A 16,935-nucleotide genomic window follows, 5' to 3' on the forward strand; every position below is an offset into this window, starting at 1 on the left:
CTGGGGAAATGGAGAAGCCGGAGCGTTACATCGAGCGCGCGAGGGACCTAGAGGTCTACAAGCGCGCCTACGCCGTTTCTCTTGAAGTGCATAGAGCGACGCTTGCGTTTCCGAAAATCGAACAGTACGCGCTAGCCGATCAATTGCGTCGGTCGAGCAAAGCGATCTGCGCGAATCTAGCTGAGGGATTTGCCAAGCAGAGTCACTCCAAGGCTGAATTTGCTCGCTTTGTTTCGATGGCGATTGGATCGTGCAGCGAAGTGGAGACGTGGATATCATACGCGTTCGACCTTCAATACATCACGCAGGTCCAGCTCGACTCGTGGCGGCAATCCTACGCCAAGGTGCACGGGATGCTTGTGAACCTCAGAGAGAAGCTGACCTAATTTCTTTTCGTCAGTTCCTCAGTTCTTCAGTTCCTCAATTCCCCGTTTTTTCATGTTTTGGCCAAATTTCCGCCTACGGTGCGCGCGCATCGTGGCGCCGCCAAAAAACGGCCGAGGACGGCGGCCGAAACCAAATATTAACCGTGTTTCTTGAATGCCGGTTAACCCAAACGTGGTTACTGGGTGATCAACGAAATCACTCGAATGCTAAGGAGAGGGCGGCATGGGCCGTATCGCAGCACTTACCAGAAATCCGGCGATGATCGCGTTGGTGGCGGCTCTCGCCATCACCGGTTGCGCCTCGAAGAAGACCCCGAATAGCGCGGCCGATCTCGGCCTGAACGGCGCCGGCGCGGCCACGCCCGGCTCGGCGCAGGACTTCACCGTCAACATCGGCGACCGCATCTTCTTCGACACCGACTCCTCGTCGATCCGCGCCGACGCGCAGACGACGCTTTCGCGCCAGGCGCAGTGGCTCAACCAGTACAGGCAGTATGCCATCGTCATCGAAGGCCATGCCGACGAGCGCGGCACGCGCGAATACAATCTGGCGCTGGGCGCCCGCCGCGCCGCGGCCACCCGCGATTTCCTGGTTTCCAAGGGCGTCGCGGCCAATCGCCTGAAGACGATTTCCTACGGCAAGGAACGCCCCGTCGCCGTCTGCGACGACATCTCCTGCTGGTCGCAGAACCGCCGCGCCGTCACCACCCTTTCGGGCGCCGGCTCCTGAGGCGCCGCCGGGCGGCAAAAATACAACATCGGGAAACGAAAGGCGGCCCCAGGGCCGCCTTTTTCATATGCGACAGCCTGAAACAAAATTTGGCCGAAGTCTCGCGTCCTGCTATGAGCGCGAGGGCGCTTCCTCCCATCCCGATTTGGAAAGGCGCATCAGGCCAACAGATTTCACGGCGAGAGACATAATGCATTTCAGAACGGTCCTGAGCGGCACGCTTGCGCTGCTGCTTGTATCAAGCATTCCAGGCGTCGCCGCCCCGGCAGACAGCGGGCAATCCTCCGATAGCGGGTTCACCTTCCACCTGCCGACGCTCGGCATCTTCGGCGACAAGAAGAAGCCTGAGCAGGCGCAGATGGCGCAGCAGGACAGCGCCGGCATGACCGGCCTGGAAGATCAGCTGCGTCAGATGAACGGCAAGATCGAGGAGCTCAATTTTCAGATCCTGCAAATGCAGGAGCAGATGCGTAAGCAGCAGGAAGACAACGAGTTTCGCTTCCAGCAGCTCGAAGGCGGCTCGCAGGGCGCCAAGCCCACGGGCCAGAAAAAGTCCGAGGCCACGCCGCAGGACGGCAACACCGGCAACGGCAACACGAATATGGGCGATGCGGGTACCGGCAACGGTGGCGCCGATACCGGCGTCGCCACGGCCCCGGCGACGCAGGCTCCGGCCGACACGGCTGCGCAAGGCGGCAGCGGCAAGAGTGTCGGCGAGGTCATCGTCGAGTCGCAAACCGGCGACCCGGGCAAGGTGATCACCGGCGCGCCGCCGAAGACCTTCGGCACCATCACGGTCGACAAGAACGGCAATGTCGTCAACGCCGAATCCGACCCGCAGGCGGGCTCGCAAACGGCAGCTCCTCCAGCCACGGCAAACGCGCCCTCCGCGGAGGCCGGCACCAAGAGCGGCAAGGGCAAGTCCGGCGGCATGGTGATGGCATCACTGCCCTCGACCAACGATCCGGACGAGCTCTACCGCAACTCCTACCAATTCATCCTGTCGGGCGACTATCCCACCGCCGAGCAGGGTTTCCGCGATCATATTTCCCGCTTCCCCAAGGACGCCAAGGCGGCGGATGCGCATTACTGGCTGGGCGAATCCCTGCTTGGCCAGCAGAAATACCGCGACGCGGCGGAGGTCTTCCTTGGCGCCAGCAAGGAATATCCGAAGGCCAAGAAGGCGCCCGACATGCTGCTGAAGCTCGGCGTGTCGCTGGTCGGCCTCAAGCAGAACGATGTGGCCTGCGCCACCTTCAACGAGATCGGCAAACGCTATCCGGATGTTTCGGGCACGCTCAAGGAGCGCATCAAGCAGGAGAAGGCACTGGCGTCGTGCTAGCTGTTCTCCTACACGTCCCAAACTCGGGACTGGTTCTGGGCGACATGCACTGATGCTCGATATCGAGCCTGATCTTTCGGACCGCCTTTTCTCAGACTTCGACTTTTCCAACGGCGCCGTTGCAGCCGTGTCCGGCGGCAGCGACTCGACCGCCCTTCTCCTTCTCCTCAAGCACCATCTCGGGCGAACCCTTCCCGCGGCAAAGTTGCTGGCGGTGACGATCGATCATGCGTTGAGACCAAATTCGGCGGCGGAAGCGCAAGCCGTGGCCCGGCTCTGCGCCGAGCACGGGATCGCGCATCGCACGCTCGTCTGGTCCGGCCGCAAGCCGTCGACCGGCCTGCCCGCCGCCGCGCGCGAGGCGCGCTACCGACTGCTGGCGGAGGCGGCCAAAGCGGAAGGCATCCGCGTGGTGGTAACCGGCCACACCGCCGACGACCAGGCAGAGACCGTGCTGATGCGGCAAGTTCGCGATCGAGGGACGCACGACGACCGCGGCCTCGCCGGCATGGCGCCCGCCACGCTCTACGACTGGCGCATATGGATCGCCCGCCCGCTGCTCGGCACGCGTCGCGCGGCATTGCGCGAGATGCTGAAGCGTCGCGGCATCGGCTGGACCGAGGATCCGACCAATGCCGACCAGCGTTTCGAGCGGCCGCGCATGCGCATCTCGCTTGCAGGCGGCGATGGCGAGGTGCGCTTCGAGCAGGCGATAGCAAAAGCCGGGCAGGCGGCCGCCGAACGCGCGGAACTCGGCCGCCGCGCCGCCGTGCTGATCGGGGCCTTTGCCAGCAGGCCGGCTTCAGGGCTCATCCGTCTCGACCGCGCTTTCGCCGATGACGAAGACGGCGAAGCGGCCCACTATGCGCTGCGCATCCTGCTCGCCACGGTCGGCGGCGTCTCGTTCCTCGCCGACGAGGCGCGTTGCCGGGCGCTTTTCGAGCGTCTGCGGTCCGGGACGCTTTGCGCCACATTGTCGCGGACTGTGGTCGATGCGCGCCGCACCGGCATTTTCCTTCACCGCGAGGCGCGCAATCTGCCCGCCGCCGTTCCTGCGCAAGACCAGGCCCTCTGGGACGGCCGGCGCAGGATCACATTGAGCGACAGACCGGGCGGGTTGGTGATCGCGCCCGTGGGGGCCGTCGCCGCCAGACGATCAGCCCCGGAAGGCGACGTTCCGGCAAGCCTGATGCGCAGGGCGTTGGCGGCAGAACCCGCGCTCTGGCGCGACGGCGAACGCCTTGATTCCGCTGGCGGCGGTGGCGCGCCGCCGCCGATGGCAACCGTCCCCGTGGTGTCGCCTTTCGCCAGCTTCCTGCCGTCCTTCGATCTCAAGCCCGCCGCGGTGGTCGCCAAGCTCATCGGCGCGCCGCCGCTGCCGCCATTGCCTTTTCGCGGCCAAGATCGCGACGCAGCATGGGCGAAAGCTTAACCGAGGCATGCTGTTATGCTTGGCAAGGGGAGGCGCTCTCCCTATGTTAGGCCCAAGCTTCCTTCACCATCGTGGGTCCGCATGCGGACGCCAACAGGACAATAGATGAATCCGAATTATCGCAACCTCGCGCTCTGGGCGATCATAGCGGTCCTGCTCATCGCTTTGTTCAATCTTTTCCAGACGCCGCAGACGCGCGGCGCCTCGAGCGAGATTGCCTATTCGCAGTTCCTGCAGGATGTCTCGGCTGGCCGGGTCAAGAGCGTGACCATCGCCGGCGCCCGCATCTCGGGCAACTACACGGACAACGCCAACGGCTTCCAGACCTATTCGCCGGGCGATCCGTCGCTGGTCTCGAGGCTGCAGGACAAGAACGTCACCATCAACGCGCGGCCTGAAACCGACGGCTCCAACTCGCTGTTCGGCTATCTGATCTCGTGGCTGCCGATGATCCTGATCCTCGGCGTGTGGATCTTCTTCATGCGCCAGATGCAGTCCGGTTCCGGCCGCGCCATGGGCTTCGGCAAGTCGAAGGCGAAGCTTCTGACCGAGGCACATGGCCGCGTCACCTTCCAGGACGTCGCCGGCGTCGACGAGGCCAAGGAGGATCTGGAGGAGATCGTCGAGTTCCTGCGCGATCCGCAGAAGTTCCAGCGGCTCGGCGGCAAGATCCCGCGCGGCGTGCTTCTGGTCGGCCCGCCCGGCACCGGCAAGACGCTGCTCGCCCGCTCGGTTGCCGGCGAAGCCAACGTGCCGTTCTTCACCATCTCCGGCTCGGACTTCGTCGAGATGTTCGTCGGCGTCGGCGCATCCCGTGTGCGCGACATGTTCGACCAGGCCAAGAAGAACGCGCCCTGCATCATCTTCATCGACGAAATCGACGCGGTCGGCCGTCATCGCGGCGCCGGCCTCGGCGGCGGCAATGACGAGCGCGAGCAGACGCTGAACCAGCTGCTGGTCGAGATGGACGGCTTCGAGTCCAACGAAAGCATCATCCTGATCGCTGCCACCAACCGGCCCGACGTGCTCGACCCGGCGCTGCTCAGGCCAGGCCGCTTCGATCGCCAGGTGGTGGTGCCCAACCCCGACATCGTCGGGCGCGAGAAGATCCTCAAGGTGCATGTGCGCAACGTTCCGCTGGCGCCCAACGTCGATCTCAAGGTCATCGCGCGCGGCACGCCGGGCTTCTCCGGCGCCGACCTGATGAACCTCGTCAACGAATCCGCGCTGATGGCGGCGCGCCGCAACAAGCGGCTCGTCACCATGGCCGAGTTCGAGGACGCCAAGGACAAGATCATGATGGGCGCCGAGCGCCGCTCGTCGGCCATGACGCAGGCCGAGAAGGAGCTGACCGCCTATCACGAGGCCGGTCACGCCATCCTGGCCCTCAACGTGCCGACGGCCGATCCGCTGCACAAGGCGACCATCATCCCGCGTGGTCGCGCGCTGGGCATGGTCATGCAGCTGCCGGAAGGCGACCGCTACTCGATGAGCTACAAATACATGATCTCCAGGCTGGCGATCATGATGGGCGGCCGCGTCGCCGAGGAGTTCAAGTTCGGCAAGGAGAACATTACCTCCGGTGCCTCCTCCGACATCGAGCAGGCGACCAAGCTGGCGCGCGCCATGGTCACGCGCTGGGGCTTCTCCGACAAGCTCGGCCATGTCGCCTATGGCGACAACCAGGAAGAGGTCTTCCTCGGCCATTCCGTGGCGCGCCAGCAAAACATCTCGGAAGAGACGGCGCAGATCATCGACGCCGAGGTGCGCCGGCTGATCGACGACGCCTACTCCACCGCCAAGACCGTGCTGACCAAGAAGAAGAAGGACTGGATCGCGCTCGCCGAAGGGCTGCTCGAATACGAGACGCTGACCGGCGACGAGATCAAGCAGCTGATCGCCGGCCACAAGCCCGCCCGCGACCTTGGCGACGACACCCCGCCCAGCCGCGGCTCGGCCGTGCCGAAGGCCGGTACCGGCGGCCGCCGCAAGAAGGGCCCAGAGCCCGAGGGCGGCATGGAGCCGCAGCCGCAGGGGTGAGGTTCGGAAGGACAAAAACACTTCAAAACGCCGCGGATCTCCGCGGCGTTTTGCTTTTGGGGAATCCAGGCGGGTTGCCGACCTTCCCACGACCTGAAGGTACAACGTTGGCGATTGGCGAAAGTCGGCGTCACGGCCGATCTCCCCCCCTTGTGGGCCTTGTGGGGGAGATGCCCGGCAGGGCAGAGGGGGGCGCTGTCCCGCGGCCTGTCAAGTCTTGAGTTCCTCGCCTGCTGAAGCGCGGGGAGGGGTGCCGCGAAGGGACCGGAGAGGGGCCGTGCGGTAATTCCCTTCTCGGTCTGTGCTTCACAATTGGAGGCGTAAGGAAGTCAGCGTCGAGTTCCTTCGCGCCCCCCTCCGTCCTGCCAGACATCTCCCCGACGAGGGGGGAGATTGGCTGTCGCGCCGGCCTTCGCCAATCACTGGCGTTCCCTGGAGTCCCAAGGGGAGATTGGCAGTGTCGCCGACGGCGCTGCCTTCTGAAGTCATCCAAAGAAAAAAGCCCGCGCATCTTGCGATGCGCGAGCCTTTGTTCGGAGAATATGGGTCGAGAAATCAGCTCTTCAGCTTGGCGTTGCAGAGGCTGTAGAAGCCGCCGCCCTTCTGGATCCACTTCAGGCCGTTCAGCGTGTTGGCGTCCTTGTTGGCGTAGTACTGCTCGAGGCAGGTATGCATGCGGCCCTTGGCCGGGGTCTCGGTGGCGAATTTCGGCGAGATGGCGGTCGGGAAGGTCACGCCCTTCGGCGCAGCGGCGGTCGGCTTCGCCGGCTCCTTGGTGAAGGTCGCCTCGGTCGGCGCGGGCACGGTGTCGTCGTCGGCAGCGGCAGCGCCGCATTCGGCCTTGCGGAAGTCGTTCCACTTCATGCCGTTCAGTTTGTTGGCGGTCTTCGCTGCCTGATACTTGGTGCTGCATTCGGCCATGCTCAGGCCCTTGCCGCCGTCGGCTGCCGCCGCCGTCGAGGTCGCCGTCTTGGCAGGCTTCGTGTCGGTCGCCGCCGCGGTGGCGCCGGCCGCGCATTCGGTCTTGCGGAAGTCGTTCCACTTCATGCCGTTCAGCGTGCCGGCGGCTTTCGCGGCCTGGTACTTGGCGCTGCACTCCTTGGCGGTCAGGCCCTTGGCCGAACTGTCGGCGGCTGCGGCGGTGGTGTCCTTTGCCTTCTTGGCAGGCTTGGTCTCGGCCGCCTTGGTGTCGGTCGCGGCCTTCGTGTCGGTCGCGGCAGAGGCATCGCTGCCGCACTGCGCCTTGCGGAACTGGTTCCAGGTCTGGCCATTGAGCGTGCCAGCGTCCTTGGCCGCGTTGTACTTGGTACTACACTCGGCCATGGTCAGCGCGTTGGCCGGCGCCGCCACGAAAAAGGCTGCGACGGCGAGCCCCGTCAATGTTGCAAGTCTATGAATAAGCATGGCGTTTTCTCCCTTGCTGCCGCCAGGTGGTGTCCCTATACCAAATCAATAGCTCGCAACTTCGGGCTGCGCCAGATGCTTCCGGCGTGGATGCCCTCACAAAGTGTGTTGCTCCCGATAAGGTGATGAATTGCTTGCGGTTGGTCGCGCAAACAAGGTTTTTCCAAGCCGCATCCGGCGAAAAAGCTCGCCGCGGCCGGTATATTGCCGCTACAGTAAGAGGTCGTGGTAGGCTGCCGAATCACTTAAACCGCCCGCGACAATCATTTTCTAAGGAATGGTAATATATAATCACGAAATGTGATGATCGGATGCGGCCCAATTGTGGCAATACGGGCGGTTGAAACCGACGGGGACATTGGCAGGCATGGCAGGGCAGTATTTCGGCACGGACGGCATCCGCGGACGCGCCAACAAGTTTCCGATGACGGCCGAGGTTGCCATGAGGGTCGGGATGGCCGCCGGGCTTTCGTTCCAGCGCGGCAATCATCGGCACCGCGTCGTGCTCGGCAAGGACACACGGCTTTCCGGCTACATGATCGAGAATGCGATGGTGTCGGGCCTGTGCGCCGCCGGCATGGACGTGTTCCTGCTCGGACCCATTCCGACACCGGCGGTCGCCATGCTGGTGCGCTCGCTGCGCGCCGACATCGGCGTGATGATCTCGGCCTCGCACAACCCCTACTACGACAACGGCATCAAGCTGTTCGGCCCCGACGGCTACAAGCTCTCCGACGAGATCGAGGAGCGCATCGAAGGCATGCTCGACAAGGACATCGACCTGGCACTTGCCGATTCCGACGGGCTGGGTCGCGCCAAGCGCGTCGATGGCGTGCATGATCGCTACATCGAATTCGCCAAACGCACGCTGCCGCGCTCGATGTCGCTTTCCGGGCTTCGTATCGTCGTCGATTGCGCGAACGGCGCCTCCTACAAGGTGGCGCCGGAGGCGCTGTGGGAGCTTGGCGCCGAAGTGGTCGCCATCAATGTCGAGCCGAACGGCTTCAACATCAACAAAGAGTGCGGCTCGACCCATCCGGCCGGCCTGCAGAAGAAGGTGCACGAGGTACGTGCCGACATCGGTATCGCGCTCGACGGCGACGCCGACCGCGTGGTCATAGTCGACGAGAACGGCGCCATTGTCGATGGCGACCAGATCATGGCGCTGATCGCCGAGTCCTGGCACCAGAGCGGGCGGCTGGCCGGCGGCGGCATCGTCTCGACCGTGATGTCCAATCTCGGCCTCGAACGGTTCCTCGGCGACATGAAGCTGCAACTGCACCGCACCAAGGTCGGCGACCGCTATGTCGTCGAGCATATGCGCGCGCACGGCCTCAATGTCGGCGGCGAGCAGTCCGGCCATATCGTGCTCTCCGATTTCTCGACCACCGGCGACGGCCTGGTTTCGGCGTTGCAGGTGCTGGCCTGCATCAAGCGGCAGAACCGGCCGGTCAGCGAGCTGTCGAAGAAGTTCGAGCCGGTGCCGCAGCTTCTCAAGAACGTCCGCATCTCCGGCGGCAAACCGCTGGAGGAGGCGCCGGTCAAGGCGGCGATCGAAGAGGCGCGCAACCGTCTCGGCAGGTCCGGCCGCCTCGTCATCCGACCCTCCGGCACCGAGCCGCTCATCCGCGTCATGGCCGAAGGCGACGATCCGCAGTTGGTCGAAACCGTCGTCAACGACATCGTCGGCATCCTTTCGGAAACACGCAGCGCCGCCTGACAGGCGTCGCGGCCGAGCCTAGCCACATCCAAAGCCCGCCGCCAAGCGGGCTTTTTGGTGTGCCGGCCGGACAACGGCATACCCTCTAAGATTGCATGGATTCGTGGTTAATCGGTACGGTTAAACGGCCTTTAACCTTTGCAATTCATTATCCACGCCGAGGTTCAACCTCGGGCGGCGTCGTCCCGAGGCTTCTTAGGGGTGACAGCATGTTCGATACAGCAAGAATGGCATTTTTTGCCGCGCTGCTCGCGGGGGTAGCCGGACCGGCGCTCGCCGCCGACCTCGCGGCACCACCACCGGTCGAGGAGGCGGCGCCGCCAGTCGTCGAGGCTCAGCCGGTTGACGTCGGTGGCTGGTACATCCGCGGCGACATCGACTATCACAAGTCGACTTTGCGCGGCATCGACTACATTACATACGGCCCACCGCCCGGCACCAACGATTTCGATTTCGGCAAGCTCAAGGGCGGCTTTTCGCTCGGCGGCGGCGTCGGCTACAAGGTCAACGATTACTTCCGTACCGATCTGACCGCCGACTACTGGTTCAAGTCGAACTTCAACGGCCAGACCTCTGACCTCACCACGACATCGACCGAGGTGTCGAGGATGAGCGCCCTGCTGCTGCTGGCCAATGCCTATGTCGATATCGGCACCTATCACGGCATCACGCCTTACGTCGGCGCCGGCATCGGCGGCGCGCACATCAAGTGGGACACGGTCCACGATCCGAACACCACCGAGACCAATCCGGGGTCGTCCAACTGGCGCTTCGCCTACGCGCTCATGGCCGGCGCTTCCTACTGCCTGACCGACAAGCTCATCCTCGACGCAGGCTACCGCTTCACCCATATCCAGGGCGGGCGCATGTTCGAGTTCGATACGAGCAGCTCCGGGCCGGGGTTCGACCACGGCATCAACACGCATGAGGTGCGCGGAGGCCTGCGCTACCAGTTCGGCGGCAACAACGGCTGCGCCGCACCGGTGGTCGCCTACCAGCCGGAGCCGGAGCCGATCTACACCAAGTAATCGCTTCGAAGATCCTGAAATTCGTCAACCGCCCGGCATTTTGCCGGGCGGTTTCGTTTTGTGCGCGGCTGGTTAAATCACATCGAAATCAATTCGGTAACCGCCTGTTATCCTTAACCGGCACTTAACCACTATGGTTAACAATACTCGTTGAAACGGCAGCTGTGCTCGCGTTCGCGACTGGCGCCAACTTCAGGAGCCGGGGACCATGACATCAAAATCGCGTATCGCACTGGCGCTCGCCGCAATCGTGCTGATGCCGGCGACACAGGCGGTGTCGGCCGACTACGATCCGCCAATCTATGTCGACCAGGCGCCGGACTATCAGCCAGTCGAGGTCGGCTCAGGCTGGTACCTGCGCGGCGACGTCGGCTACGCCTTCAGCCATCCTTACAACAACGAGGAAACTGCGGCGGGCTTCACATCCAAGAACAGCCTGTTCGATGGCAGCATCGGCATGGGCTACCACTTCAACGACTATCTGCGCGGCGATTTGAATTTCGGCATTCTGCCCTCCAACAGATTCGGCGACAACTTCGTCACCACTTGCGACGGTTCGATCACCACGACGATCTCGGACGTCAACACGGGCACCGTCGTCAATCAAACCACCGCCCCGGCTTCGGCGCCTTGCAGAGGCTCCAACCTGGCCAACAACAAAGCCTACAGCCTGATGGCGAACGGGTATGTCGATCTCGGCACATATGTCGGTCTGACGCCGTATATCGGCGCGGGCCTTGGTGTGGTCTACAGCAAATACAGCAGGGCGATCGGCAAGCGTGACTGCGTCGAGACGACATCGACCACGACCGCTGGCGGGTTCCAGACCGTCGACCAATTCAACTGCGACGATCCCGCCGGCTACGATGGCGCGGTGACTTCGAAAGCCAGCTACGATTTCGCCTACTCGCTCGCCGCCGGTTTGTCCTACCAGGTCACCAAGAATGTCTCCGTCGACCTCGGTTACGAGTATTTCGCGGTGCCCAGCGCGAAGTATGTCGCCTATGACGGCGGAGCCTTCAATATCCACAAGGGCGTCGATTATCAGAGCGTCAAACTCGGGCTGCGCTACGATCTTTGGTAAAACGGCGTCTTCTCATATGCGGACGGCGGATCCTGCGATCCGCCGTCTTCGTTTTTCGCCTTGTGATGAAAAACCTGACATATGTCCCGCCAGCGACAAAAACTTTGCTCTTGACGCCGGAAGGCTGAAAGCATATCGCCGTCCGTGGGCCACCCCTCCCCAACGAGGGGCCACTATCTGGAAGGATAGACCACGATGACGACGCTCACCAAGCCCGGACTCCGTCCGGCAAATCCCAATTTTTCCTCAGGTCCCTGCGCAAAACGCCCCGGCTGGTCGGCCGAGGCGCTGAAAGCCGCCGCGGTTGGACGTTCCCATCGGGCCAAGATCGGCAAGGCGAAGCTCGAACAGGCGATCGAGCTGACGCGCGAGATCCTCAAGGTTCCCGCCAACTATCGCATCGGCATCGTGCCGGCGTCCGATACCGGCGCGGTGGAGATGGCGCTGTGGTCGCTGCTCGGCGAGCGCGGCGTCGACATGGTCGCCTGGGAAAGTTTCGGTTCCGGCTGGGTGACCGATGTCGTCAAGCAGCTCAAGCTTGCCGACGTGCGCAAGTTCGAGGCCGGCTACGGTGTCTTGCCGGACCTGACACAGATCGATTTCGACCGCGACGTGGTCTTCACCTGGAACGGCACGACTTCCGGCGTGCGCGTGCCGAACGGCGATTTCATTCCGGCTGCGCGCCGCGGCCTCACCATTTGCGACGCGACTTCGGCCGCCTTCGCCCAGAGGCTCGACTTCGAAAAACTCGATGTCGTGACCTTCTCCTGGCAGAAGGTGCTGGGCGGCGAGGGCGCGCACGGCATGCTGATCCTCAGCCCACGCGCCGTCGAGCGGCTGGAAACCTACAAGCCGGCCTGGCCGCTGCCGAAGATCTTCCGCCTGACCTCGGGCGGCAAGCTGATCGAGGGCATTTTCAAGGGCGAGACCATCAACACGCCGTCGATGCTGTGCGTCGAGGACTATCTCGATGCCCTTCAATGGGCGAAGTCGATCGGCGGCCTGGAAACGCTCATTGCCCGCGCCGACGCCAATGCCGCGGTGCTCGACCGGTTCGTGGACAAGTCATCGTGGCTCGGCCATCTGGCCGTCGATCCGGCGACGCGCTCGAACACCTCGGTCTGCCTGTCCTTCACCGACGTGCAAGTGGCGGGGCTCGACGCCGATGGTCAGGCGGCGTTCGCCAAGGGCATCGTCTCGGCGCTCGACAAGGAAGGCGTCGCCTATGACATCGGCTCCTATCGCGACGCGCCGCCCGGCCTGCGCATCTGGTGCGGCGCGACCGTCGAGACCTCCGATCTCGAAGCGCTGCTGCCATGGCTCGACTGGGCCTTCGCCTCGCAGAAGGCGTCGCTCAAAGCAGCGGCCTGAAATTCGTGGCGGCCTGTGGGCCGCCACCATTTCCCAACACGCTCAATTCCCTTCAAGGAGGCCGTTATGGCGCCCCGCGTTCTCGTATCGGATAAACTTTCAACGACCGCCGTGCAGATTTTCAAGGATCGCGGCATCGAGGTCGACTACTTGCCCGATCTCGGCAAGGACAAGGAAAAGCTGCTCGAAGTGATCGGCCAGTATGACGGCCTCGCCATCCGCTCGGCGACCAAGGTCACCGAGAAGCTGATCAATGCCGCCACCAGGCTGAAGGTCGTCGGTCGCGCCGGCATCGGCGTCGACAATGTCGACATCCCCGCGGCGAGCCGCAGGGGCATCATCGTGATGAACACGCCCTTCGGCAACTCGATCACCACGGCAGAGCACGCCGTGGCGATGATCTTCGCGCTGGCGCGCCAGATCCCGGAGGCCAACGCCTCGACCCATGCCGGCAAGTGGGAGAAGAACCGCTTCATGGGTATCGAGATCACCGGCAAGACGCTGGGCGTGATCGGTTGCGGCAATATCGGCTCGATCGTCGCGACGCGCGGTGTCGGCCTGAAGATGCATGTGATTGCCTTCGATCCGTTCCTGTCGGACAGCCGCGCCGAAGAGCTCGGCGTCGAGAAGGTCGAGCTCGACGATCTCTTCGCCCGCGCCGACTTCATCACCTTGCACACGCCGCTGACCGACAAGACGCGCAACATCATCGACGCGGCCGCGATCGCCAAGATGAAGGACGGCGTGCGCATCATCAATTGCGCGCGCGGCGGGCTGGTCGTCGAGGCCGACCTGGTCGCGGCGCTGAAGAGCGGCAAGGTTGCCGGCGCCGGCGTCGACGTCTTCGAGGTGGAGCCGGCCGAGCAGAACGCGCTGTTCGGCCTGGAGAATGTCGTTGCCACGCCGCATCTCGGCGCCTCGACCACCGAGGCGCAGGAGAACGTCGCCCTTCAGATCGCCGAGCAGATGTCCGACTACCTGATCAAGGGCGCCGTCTCCAATGCCATCAACATGCCCTCGATCACCGCCGAGGAAGCGCCGAGGCTGAAACCCTTCGTCAAGCTCGCCGAGGTGCTCGGCGCCTTTGTCGGCCAGGTCACCGAGGATCCGATCAAGGAGGTCGAGATCCTGTTCGACGGCTCGACCGCGACGATGAACACGCGAGCGCTGGTGAGTGCCGCTCTTGCCGGCCTGATCCGGCCGCAGGTCTCGGACGTTAACATGGTGTCGGCGCCGATCATGGTGAAGGAGCGCGGCATCATCGTTGCCGAGGTCAAGCGCGACAAATCGGGCGTCTTCGACGGCTATATCAAGCTCACCGTCACCACCGAGCACATGACGCGTTCGATCGCCGGCACCTGTTTCTCCGACCACAAGCCGCGCTTCATCCAGATCAAGGGCATCAACCTCGACGCCGAGGTCGGCCAGCACATGCTCTACACGACCAATGCGGACGCGCCCGGCATCATCGGCCTGCTCGGCACCGTCTGCGGCGAGAACGGCGTCAACATCGCCAACTTCCAGCTCGGCCGCAACCGGCCGGGCGGCGATGCGATCGCGCTGCTCTATCTCGACGCGCCCTTCCCGGAAAGCGTGCTGGACCAGCTGCGGGCGCACAAGTCTATCGACTCGGCCAAACGGCTGCGCTTCGACGTCGGCAGCGATTGATAAGTCGTCAAAAAGGCTTCGCATGCCGCGGCATGCGGGGCCTTACTCTTAAAGCGCGTCGCGATCTTTCAGGTTCGCTCCGTGCACTTTAGGTTTTGATTTTGCGCATGTCTTTGTCCCGAAACCGGTTCCCACTTTCGGGAGACATGCTTTAAGCCAACACCTGACCGGCAAGGGGAGCCCGGTGCCTCCTTGCATCGCCATCGTCAATCACCGCCTTGCGTATCCAGCAAAGGCTGTCGCGATGCCTGCAGAATTGCCATTCTGCCACTGTATTCGGCGAGCGCGATGCCTCCGAGCACGAGCGCGAGCGCAAGACCCTGATAGAGCTCGAACTGTTCGCCGACGATCAGCACCGAAAGCAGCGTGCCGAAGATCGGCACCAGATTGATGAACAGCCCAGCGCGATTGGCGCCGATCAGTTCATTGCCCCTGATATAGAAGATCTGCGACACGACGGACGCGCCGAGCGCGGTGTAGAACGCGACCGCCCATCCGCGCGCGTCCGGGACGATAACGCGGCCTGCCGCCACTTCCCAGACAAAGAAGGGCAACGAGGTCAAAAGCGCGGCGAACGACAAAGCCAGCATGAAGCTTTGCCAGCGAATGGCCGGCTTCAGACGCAGCCCCACCGAATAGAGGCTGTAGCAGAGAACCGCGACCAGCATGATCGCATCGCCGAAATTGAGATCGAGCTTCAGCAACTGGCTGAGATCGCCATGTCTGGCGGTAAGGGTGACGCCGACGATGGTCAGCGCCACGCCGACGATCTGCAGGCGCTGCACATGCAGGCGGAACAGCACGAAGTTGGCAAGGATGATGACGATCGGTATGGCGGCCTGCTCGATCGAGACATTGATGGCGGTCGTGTAGTTGAGCGCGGTGTAGAAGATGACGTTGAAGATCGTGAAGCCGCAGGCGCCGAGTCCGGCGAGCAGCAGCCAATGCCGGCGCAGCTCGGGCCAGTCCTCGCGAAACGCCCGCCAGCCGACGGGCAGCATGATCAGAACCGCCAACACCCAGCGCAGGAAAACCAATGTCATCGGCGACACATGGCCGACGGCAAGCTTGCCGGCCACGGAATTGCCGCCCCATAGCAGCATGGTTGAGAGAAGGAACAGATAGGCAGCTCGATGCATCGCTCAGTCCGGCGCGGGTTCGAAGACCAAAGCCGGCCTATTGCGACGACCACGGCAAGTAAATGATGCGAAAGCCGGAATTTGTTGTGCCTGGTTTGTTGTACGTTGGTTGGAGAATGATCTCTTCCGAAAACCGTCCCCACTTTTTCGGATCATGCACTGGGGTTTCGGCGGCAAAGAAAGGGTCGCATCGGCCTGCACATGAGTCTATAGAGGCCTGTCGTTTCAAGCCGCCAAGGCGGCATCTCAAGGGAAAAGAACATGGCCAATGTGGTGGTCGTCGGCTCGCAGTGGGGCGACGAAGGCAAGGGCAAGATCGTCGACTGGCTGTCGGAACGTGCCGACGTGGTCGTGCGCTTCCAGGGCGGCCACAATGCAGGTCATACGCTGGTCGTCGACGGCAAGGTCTACAAGCTGTCGCTCCTGCCGTCCGGCGTGGTCAGGCAAGGCAAGCTGTCGATCATCGGCAACGGCGTGGTCTTCGATCCGCATGCCTTCGTCGCGGAGGTGGCGAAGCTCAAGGAGCAGGGTGTCGACGTGACGCCGGAGCGCCTGAAAATAGCCGAAAACACCGCGCTTATCCTGTCGTTGCACCGGGAACTGGACGGATTCCGCGAAGACGCCGCCTCGAATTCCGGAACCAAGATTGGCACGACCCGCCGCGGCATCGGCCCCGCCTACGAGGACAAGGTAGGCCGGCGCGCGGTGCGGGTGATGGATTTGGCGGATTTGGAGACACTCCCCCTGAAGGTCGACCGGCTACTCACGCACCACAATGCGCTGCGCCGAGGGCTCGGCCATGCCGAGGCGACGCATGAGGCGATCATGCAGGAGCTGACCTCTGTTGCCGGCGAGATCCTGCCTTACATGGACCGCGTCTGGAAAGTGCTCGACGACAAGCGGCGGGCGGGCGAGCGCATCCTGTTCGAGGGCGCGCAAGGCACGCTGCTCGACATCGACCACGGCACCTACCCTTTCGTCACCTCGTCCAATACGGTGGCGGGACAGGCGGCCGCAGGCTCCGGCACCGGCCCCGGCGCCATCGGCTACGTGCTCGGCATCACCAAGGCCTATACGACGCGTGTCGGCGAAGGTCCGTTCCCGACCGAACAGAAGAACGAGATCGGCGAGTTCCTCGGCACGCGCGGCCACGAGTTCGGCGTCGTCACCGGCCGCAAGCGCCGCTGCGGCTGGTTCGACGCCGTGCTGGTGCGCCAGGCCGTCGCCGTCAACGGCATCAAGGGCATCGCCCTCACCAAGCTCGACGTGCTCGACGGGCTGGACGAGATCAAGGTCTGCACCGGCTATCGCCTCGATGGCGAGCCGATCGACTACCTGCCGGCCAGCCAAGGCGCCCAGGCGCGCGTCGAGCCGGTCTATGAGACGCTCGAAGGCTGGAGGGGAACGACGGCCGGCGCCAGGAGCTGGAACGATCTGCCGGCGCAAGCGGTCAAATATGTCCGCTACATCGAAGAGCTGATCGGCGCCCCGGTTGCGCTGCTTTCCACCAGCCCGGAGCGGGACGACACGATACTTGTGACCGACCCGTTTCAAGACTAGTTTCACAGCCCTTCCCGGCGCTACGGCTGAT

General features: G+C 63.5%; 13 protein-coding genes. 11 read left to right on the forward strand and 2 right to left on the reverse strand.

Going from position 1 to position 16,935, the window contains the following annotated elements; translation table 11 throughout:
• Positions 1-8 precede the first annotated feature (8 nt).
• From P9236_RS20100 to ftsH, 5 genes are all read left to right on the forward strand, one after another.
• The gene (locus tag P9236_RS20100) at positions 9-386 is read left to right on the forward strand and encodes a four helix bundle protein (RefSeq protein ID WP_278076236.1); all 378 of its coding nucleotides are present in this window, start codon (positions 9-11) and stop codon (positions 384-386) included.
• Between the two features lie 223 nt (positions 387-609).
• Positions 610-1,116, forward strand: a complete 507-nt coding sequence (gene pal, locus P9236_RS20105; protein WP_095804685.1) for a peptidoglycan-associated lipoprotein Pal — start codon at positions 610-612, stop codon at positions 1,114-1,116.
• Positions 1,117-1,306: 190 nt separating this feature from the next.
• Positions 1,307-2,458 (forward strand): tol-pal system protein YbgF, encoded by a 1,152-nt coding sequence (ybgF, locus tag P9236_RS20110; RefSeq protein ID WP_278076237.1) that lies wholly within the window; start codon positions 1,307-1,309, stop codon positions 2,456-2,458.
• Between the two features lie 52 nt (positions 2,459-2,510).
• Complete coding sequence (gene tilS, locus P9236_RS20115) at positions 2,511-3,890, forward strand: tRNA lysidine(34) synthetase TilS (protein ID WP_278076238.1); 1,380 nt, start codon at positions 2,511-2,513, stop codon at positions 3,888-3,890.
• A gap of 105 nt (positions 3,891-3,995) precedes the next feature.
• Positions 3,996-5,930: an ATP-dependent zinc metalloprotease FtsH gene (gene ftsH / locus P9236_RS20120; protein ID WP_278076239.1), complete on the forward strand. Its 1,935-nt coding sequence runs from the start codon at positions 3,996-3,998 to the stop codon at positions 5,928-5,930.
• 555 nt (positions 5,931-6,485) lie between these two features.
• On the opposite strand, the gene P9236_RS20125 is transcribed toward ftsH, so the two are convergent.
• Positions 6,486-7,334: a hypothetical protein gene (locus P9236_RS20125; protein WP_278076240.1), complete on the reverse strand. Its 849-nt coding sequence runs from the start codon at positions 7,332-7,334 to the stop codon at positions 6,486-6,488.
• Positions 7,335-7,701: 367 nt separating this feature from the next.
• Here P9236_RS20125 and glmM point away from each other — a divergent pair, with 367 nt between their 5' ends.
• The 5 genes from glmM (at position 7,702) to serA (ending at position 14,205) form a co-directional block, all read left to right on the forward strand.
• Positions 7,702-9,054, forward strand: a complete 1,353-nt coding sequence (gene glmM / locus P9236_RS20130; RefSeq protein WP_278076241.1) for a phosphoglucosamine mutase — start codon at positions 7,702-7,704, stop codon at positions 9,052-9,054.
• Positions 9,055-9,263: 209 nt separating this feature from the next.
• Entirely contained in the window at positions 9,264-10,082 is an 819-nt protein-coding gene (locus P9236_RS20135) for an outer membrane protein (protein ID WP_278076243.1), read from the forward strand.
• Between the two features lie 208 nt (positions 10,083-10,290).
• Complete coding sequence (locus P9236_RS20140) at positions 10,291-11,166, forward strand: outer membrane beta-barrel protein (protein WP_278076244.1); 876 nt, start codon at positions 10,291-10,293, stop codon at positions 11,164-11,166.
• Positions 11,167-11,361: 195 nt separating this feature from the next.
• On the forward strand, positions 11,362-12,537 hold the full coding sequence (locus P9236_RS20145; RefSeq protein ID WP_278076245.1) for a phosphoserine transaminase: 1,176 nt from the start codon (positions 11,362-11,364) through the stop codon (positions 12,535-12,537).
• A 66-nt stretch (positions 12,538-12,603) separates the two neighbouring features.
• Entirely contained in the window at positions 12,604-14,205 is a 1,602-nt protein-coding gene (gene serA, locus P9236_RS20150) for a phosphoglycerate dehydrogenase (RefSeq protein WP_278076246.1), read from the forward strand.
• A 206-nt stretch (positions 14,206-14,411) separates the two neighbouring features.
• Here the strand turns inward: serA and P9236_RS20155 are convergent, their stop codons facing one another.
• Positions 14,412-15,344 (reverse strand): DMT family transporter, encoded by a 933-nt coding sequence (locus P9236_RS20155; RefSeq protein ID WP_278076247.1) that lies wholly within the window; start codon positions 15,342-15,344, stop codon positions 14,412-14,414.
• A gap of 261 nt (positions 15,345-15,605) precedes the next feature.
• Here P9236_RS20155 and P9236_RS20160 point away from each other — a divergent pair, with 261 nt between their 5' ends.
• The gene (locus P9236_RS20160; RefSeq protein WP_278076248.1) at positions 15,606-16,904 is read left to right on the forward strand and encodes an adenylosuccinate synthase; all 1,299 of its coding nucleotides are present in this window, start codon (positions 15,606-15,608) and stop codon (positions 16,902-16,904) included.
• Positions 16,905-16,935 lie beyond the last annotated feature (31 nt).

It is taken from the genome of Mesorhizobium sp. WSM4884 (assembly GCF_029625675.1).
Classification (GTDB): Bacteria; Pseudomonadota; Alphaproteobacteria; order Rhizobiales; family Rhizobiaceae; genus Mesorhizobium.

What these genes read in the sequence shown, in the direction of transcription:
- P9236_RS20125 (WP_278076240.1), bottom strand. Translation starts at nt 7,334, where the DNA reads ATGCTTATTCATAGACTTGCAACATTGACGGGGCTCGCCGTCGCAGCC.
- glmM (WP_278076241.1), top strand. Translation starts at nt 7,702, where the DNA reads ATGGCAGGGCAGTATTTCGGCACGGACGGCATCCGCGGACGCGCCAAC.
- pal (WP_095804685.1), top strand. Translation starts at nt 610, where the DNA reads ATGGGCCGTATCGCAGCACTTACCAGAAATCCGGCGATGATCGCGTTG.
- P9236_RS20140 (WP_278076244.1), top strand. Translation starts at nt 10,291, where the DNA reads ATGACATCAAAATCGCGTATCGCACTGGCGCTCGCCGCAATCGTGCTG.
- P9236_RS20145 (WP_278076245.1), top strand. Translation starts at nt 11,362, where the DNA reads ATGACGACGCTCACCAAGCCCGGACTCCGTCCGGCAAATCCCAATTTT.
- P9236_RS20160 (WP_278076248.1), top strand. Translation starts at nt 15,606, where the DNA reads ATGGCCAATGTGGTGGTCGTCGGCTCGCAGTGGGGCGACGAAGGCAAG.
- tilS (WP_278076238.1), top strand. Translation starts at nt 2,511, where the DNA reads ATGCTCGATATCGAGCCTGATCTTTCGGACCGCCTTTTCTCAGACTTC.
- ybgF (WP_278076237.1), top strand. Translation starts at nt 1,307, where the DNA reads ATGCATTTCAGAACGGTCCTGAGCGGCACGCTTGCGCTGCTGCTTGTA.
- ftsH (WP_278076239.1), top strand. Translation starts at nt 3,996, where the DNA reads ATGAATCCGAATTATCGCAACCTCGCGCTCTGGGCGATCATAGCGGTC.
- P9236_RS20100 (WP_278076236.1), top strand. Translation starts at nt 9, where the DNA reads ATGGAGAAGCCGGAGCGTTACATCGAGCGCGCGAGGGACCTAGAGGTC.
- P9236_RS20155 (WP_278076247.1), bottom strand. Translation starts at nt 15,344, where the DNA reads ATGCATCGAGCTGCCTATCTGTTCCTTCTCTCAACCATGCTGCTATGG.
- serA (WP_278076246.1), top strand. Translation starts at nt 12,604, where the DNA reads ATGGCGCCCCGCGTTCTCGTATCGGATAAACTTTCAACGACCGCCGTG.
- P9236_RS20135 (WP_278076243.1), top strand. Translation starts at nt 9,264, where the DNA reads ATGTTCGATACAGCAAGAATGGCATTTTTTGCCGCGCTGCTCGCGGGG.